Here is a 4,512-nt window from a genome sequence, read left to right on the forward strand (position 1 = left end):
GATCATGACGCTTATCTTCCGCAACTACTACGCATCTCTTCCGAAAGAGATCTTCAACGCAGCACGTGTGGATGGTGGCGGGTTCTTTTCGATCTTCTTCTACGTGCTGTTGCCAATGTCGACCCCGATGCTCATCGTCGCCGTGATCCTGCAGGTAACAGGCATCTGGAACGACTATCTCCTCGGGTTGATATTTGGGGGACGGGACAATATTCCGATGACCGTCCAGCTCAACAACATCGTCAATTCAGCCCGAGGTGACGTCGCCTACAACGTCAACATGGCGGCCACGTTGCTGACGGCCCTGGTCCCTCTGGCTGTCTATTTCTTCTCAGGACGCTGGTTTGTGCGCGGGATTGCCGCCGGCGCTGTAAAAGGGTGAACCAAATGCTCGACAAGAACGCACATGTCCGCGCAAGCAACCTGAGTGTCAATTTCGGATCTGTCGATGTGCTCAATGGCTTGAATCTCGACATTCAAAAGGGTGAGTTCCTGGTCCTTCTGGGTTCGTCCGGTTGCGGCAAGTCCACGCTGTTGAACACTTTCGCCGGGCTGCAGGAAGCAACCAGCGGTCAGATCTGGATCGATGGCCGAAACGTGACCTGGGAAGAACCGAAAGACCGGGGCATTGCCATGGTATTCCAATCCTACGCGCTGTACCCAAAGATGACTGTTCGGGGAAACCTGTCCTTCGCGCTGAAGATGAACGGAACTCCCAGGAGAGAAATCACCAAACTGGTCGAAGATGCTGCCCGGATTCTTCAGATCGGACATCTGCTCGATCGACGTCCAAGCGAGTTGTCGGGCGGCCAGCGCCAAAGAGTGGCCATCGGGCGAGCTCTTGTGCGCCATGTCGACGTATTTCTTTTCGATGAACCGCTTTCAAATCTTGATGCGAAGCTGCGCGCAGAACTCCGCGTCGAACTGAAACGGCTCCATCGTGAACTGGGGGCCACGATGATCTACGTCACGCATGATCAGGTGGAAGCCTTGACCCTTGCGGACCGTATTGCCGCAATGAAAGACGGTGTCATCCAACAGCTCGCCTGTCCGGACGAAATCTACAATCGTCCTGCGAACCGGTTTGTCGCGCAATTCATCGGTCTGCCCAGCATGAATTTTTTCAAGGGCAAGCTGACGCGCAAGGATGACAAACCCATATTCAGTTCGTCGGAACTGACGCTATCCCTTGAAGACTATGAGGCGGAGACCAGCCTTGAAGAGGGGCAAGAAGTCGAGTTGGGCATTCGCCCGGAACATATTCTTCTTCTGAAGGATCCAAGCGGCATCGCCAGTGGAATGTTGGGAACGATAGACCTTGTTGAAATGCTGGGATCAGAGCAGATCGTGTGGGTCGTCGCCGAAAATTCCCGATTTTGCATGAGGGTTCCCCCGGACGAAAAACTTCGTCATGGCGAGAGGGTCGCCGTGCAATTTCGAACTGACAACTTGAATTTATTCAGCATGCAGCACGGCATGAGACTCTGATCGCGAGATTACCTAAAATATCTGGGCCGTTTCAGGCAATTCAAATACGCTAAGTGAACTTGCGGTGAGTCGATGTTCTTCACATCTGCTCACCGCATGTGTTTTCCTTTCTTCGGGTCATCGCTGGAGAAATTCAAACAGGACACGAAAACATGCAAGGACTCGAACCGGTTCCGGCCAAGAGCAAACTTGATACTGTGGTCGACAGGTTGGTCGATTATGTAAGCCGCAACAATTACTCGGCAGGAGACAAGCTTCCGTCCGAACGTGAGCTTATGGATGCTCTGGGTGTTGGTCGATCATCCGTACGGGAGGCTGTGCGCAAGCTGGAGGCTATCAACGCGCTGGAAATTCGCCACGGGGCCGGAACGTTCATTTTGCGAACCATTCAGCCTGGAGAAATACTTGTTCCACTTGCAATCCGTGAAGAACGAGAGGGGCTGTTGCTAGCCCTGGATCTTCGCCGGGCACTGGAATCCGAAGCAGCTGCTCTTGCCGCTCAACGGGCAAGCGACGAGGAGATCTTGCGAATAGAAGAAAGATTGCTCGTCATGGAACGTGTGCACCATGAAAAAGGTGCTGCTCTGGAAGAGGACGAGGCCTTTCACCGGTCAATCTATGACGCAGCCCACAATCCTCTTTTCGAGCAGATCATCTCCAATGTTCGCGGCCCGTTTTTAAAGTTCTTTTCCGGCGCAGTGAAATCGACCCGCATCGGTGAAAGCTCGTTTCCCTTGCATAGAGAGCTTTACCAGGCCATAGCCGATCGGGATCCGGCACGCAGCAGGGCCAAGACAATCGAATTGCTGGACTTTGTCGAAGAGGACCTCCGGTCACAGGACTAAGTCATACGACTTCGTTTCCTGAAGACACGTTCCGGAATTCGGACAGGCCTTCAAGCGCAAAGAAAAAGCGCTCATACATTTTTCACGCCTGAGCAACCTCGATTTCGCGCTTCATCCTCAGAAGCAATTGTAGTCCAGGCAGGTCCAATTCGCACAAGTTCCGAAAGGACATCACTTGAAGAAACTTGCGTTTTTCGATGGTCACAATGACGTTCTGTTGCGCCTCCTGAACGAAATCGAAGATCAGCCGGCTAATAGCTTCGTTACTGGAAACAGGCGGACGCAAATTGATCTGCCCAGAGCCCGCGAGGCTGGCTTTGCAGGTGGTTTCTTCGCGGCGTTTGCGCCATCACCGGAACGGTTCGATCTTGAGGAATACCAGTCGGAGGATGGGTATAGCGTTCCCATGCCACCACCCTTGCCGATCGAAAAGGCTCAGAAAGCAACACTCGAGATGTTCGACCTGCTGGAGGACATTGAAACGCTTTCTGCCGGACAGGTTCGCGTTTGCAAATCATTCGCGGAACTTCAGGACGCGCACTCGAAAAACCAGATAGCTGCAATCATGCACATCGAAGGTGCGGACTGCATAGACGCTAAATTCAAGATGCTCGACACGCTCTATCAACGAGGTTTGAGGTCAATCGGCCTGGTATGGAGCCGAAACAACATTTTCGGATACGGTGTACCGTTTCAGTTTCCGGCGCCCCCGGACATCGGTCCGGGCTTGACGGAAATCGGAAAGGAACTTGTAAGCGAGTGCAATCGGAAAAAGGTTCTCATCGACCTTTCTCATCTGAACCAGCAGGGGTTCTGGGATGTTGCCTCAATCAGCAATGCACCGCTTGTAGCGACCCACTCAAATGCTCATCGCTTGTGTCCTTCCCCTCGCAATCTCACCGATGACCAACTCAGAGCCATAGCCGGCTCAGGTGGTGTTGTCGGCGTCAATTTCGCGCCATGTTTTCTTGCCCAAAATGGGATCTTGAGCAGTTCGGTTCCACTTGAAACAGTGCTCTTGCATGTTAATTATCTGGTTCAAACTGTCGGCGAAGACTGCGTCGCTCTCGGGTCAGATTTCGATGGCGTGATGATGCCCGAAGAGATCCGTGACGTTACAGGTGTCCCCAAGATCTTTGCCGCTCTGGAAAAACACGGCATGAAGCCGTCAACAATTGAGAAAATTGCATTGAAGAACTGGATGCGGGTACTTCGTCAAACCATTGGATAACAACATTCCTGTGCCAGCTTTACTGTTTCAGGAAAGACCTCGACGCGGGTGTGAGGATTGCAATATCCGTGCTTCAACAAAAGGCAGATGAAGCCAATAGCGTAGTCAGTGTAAGTGAATTGGCCAAGCTATTGCTTTCTCGGCAAAATAACGCATTAAACCCCTTCGCAGAACATCTCGTTACAAATCTCTCTTCCGACCTGGTTTTTGGACGGCCCAAGTGATGAGAAAACGCTGCTTAGTCAGTTAGTCCACCAAGCACCTGGGTCATCGAAGCATTAAGGTCAGCAATCAAGTCTGCAGGGCTTTCGAGGCCAATGTTCAAGCGCACCAAGCGGCTGCCATAGTCTTTCCCCGGGCGGTCCAGATCGGGATAGACAACTGCGAGACTGGTAACACCACCCCAACTGAGCCCTATTTTGAAAAGCTTCAAATTGTCCAGAAACTCCTCGACCTGTTTTGCAGACCAGCTGTTGTTGAATGTGAACGAGAACACACTGGCAGACCCGGAGAAATCCCGACGCCAGAATTCGTGTCCCGGGCATCCAGGCAAAGCCGGGTGCAGAACTGTCTCAATGTGAACATTCTCGGCAAGCCAACTGGCGATAGTAAGTGCAGAGCTTTCCAATTGATCCAGGCGCACTGCCAGGGTTTGCAGTCCGCGCAGCGCCAGGCTGCAATCGTCGGGCGAAACAGCCAGACCCAATTGCCGGTAGACGGGTCCCAAGGCTTTGTAGGCAGCTTCGTCCCGAACCGAAACGGACCCCAAAAGAAGATCGCTGTGCCCCCCTATATACTTGGTCAAAGCCTGAATGCTGACATCGACGTCATGTGCAAAGGCATCGAATAACACCCCGGCGGCATAAGTATTATCAAGAGCGACCGACACGTTTCGCGCGTGGGCTGCCTGAACGATGGCGGGAACGTCCTGGACCTCCATGGTCACCG

5 protein-coding genes are annotated in these 4,512 nt (G+C 52.8%); 4 read left to right on the plus strand and 1 reads right to left on the minus strand.

The features are described 5' to 3' along the window. The 4 genes from K5905_RS28265 to K5905_RS28280 form a co-directional block, all read left to right on the plus strand. Positions 1 to 382 (plus strand): carbohydrate ABC transporter permease (locus K5905_RS28265; RefSeq protein WP_297590620.1); only part of this gene is annotated, 382 nt, incomplete at its 5' end. A gap of 5 nt (positions 383 to 387) precedes the next feature. Then, positions 388 to 1,488 (plus strand): ABC transporter ATP-binding protein, encoded by a 1,101-nt coding sequence (locus K5905_RS28270; protein ID WP_297590623.1) that lies wholly within the window; start codon positions 388 to 390, stop codon positions 1,486 to 1,488. A gap of 152 nt (positions 1,489 to 1,640) precedes the next feature. Then, positions 1,641 to 2,333, plus strand: a complete 693-nt coding sequence (locus K5905_RS28275) for a FadR/GntR family transcriptional regulator (protein ID WP_297590626.1) — start codon at positions 1,641 to 1,643, stop codon at positions 2,331 to 2,333. Positions 2,334 to 2,508: 175 nt separating this feature from the next. Continuing rightward, positions 2,509 to 3,564 carry a dipeptidase gene (locus K5905_RS28280; protein WP_297590629.1) on the plus strand — a complete coding sequence of 352 codons (1,056 nt, stop codon included), beginning with the start codon at positions 2,509 to 2,511 and terminating at the stop codon, positions 3,562 to 3,564. A gap of 238 nt (positions 3,565 to 3,802) precedes the next feature. On the opposite strand, the gene K5905_RS28285 is transcribed toward K5905_RS28280, so the two are convergent. Then, a partial coding sequence (locus tag K5905_RS28285; RefSeq protein ID WP_297590631.1) for a PLP-dependent transferase occupies positions 3,803 to 4,512 on the minus strand: 710 nt, incomplete at its 5' end.

It is taken from the genome of Roseibium sp., from assembly GCF_025698965.1.
Classification (GTDB): domain Bacteria; phylum Pseudomonadota; class Alphaproteobacteria; order Rhizobiales; family Stappiaceae; genus Roseibium.

Bases quoted from the DNA above. Each gene is read 5' to 3' on its own strand.
- K5905_RS28270 (WP_297590623.1), top strand. From the start codon at position 388: ATGCTCGACAAGAACGCACATGTCCGCGCAAGCAACCTGAGTGTCAAT.
- K5905_RS28275 (WP_297590626.1), top strand. From the start codon at position 1,641: ATGCAAGGACTCGAACCGGTTCCGGCCAAGAGCAAACTTGATACTGTG.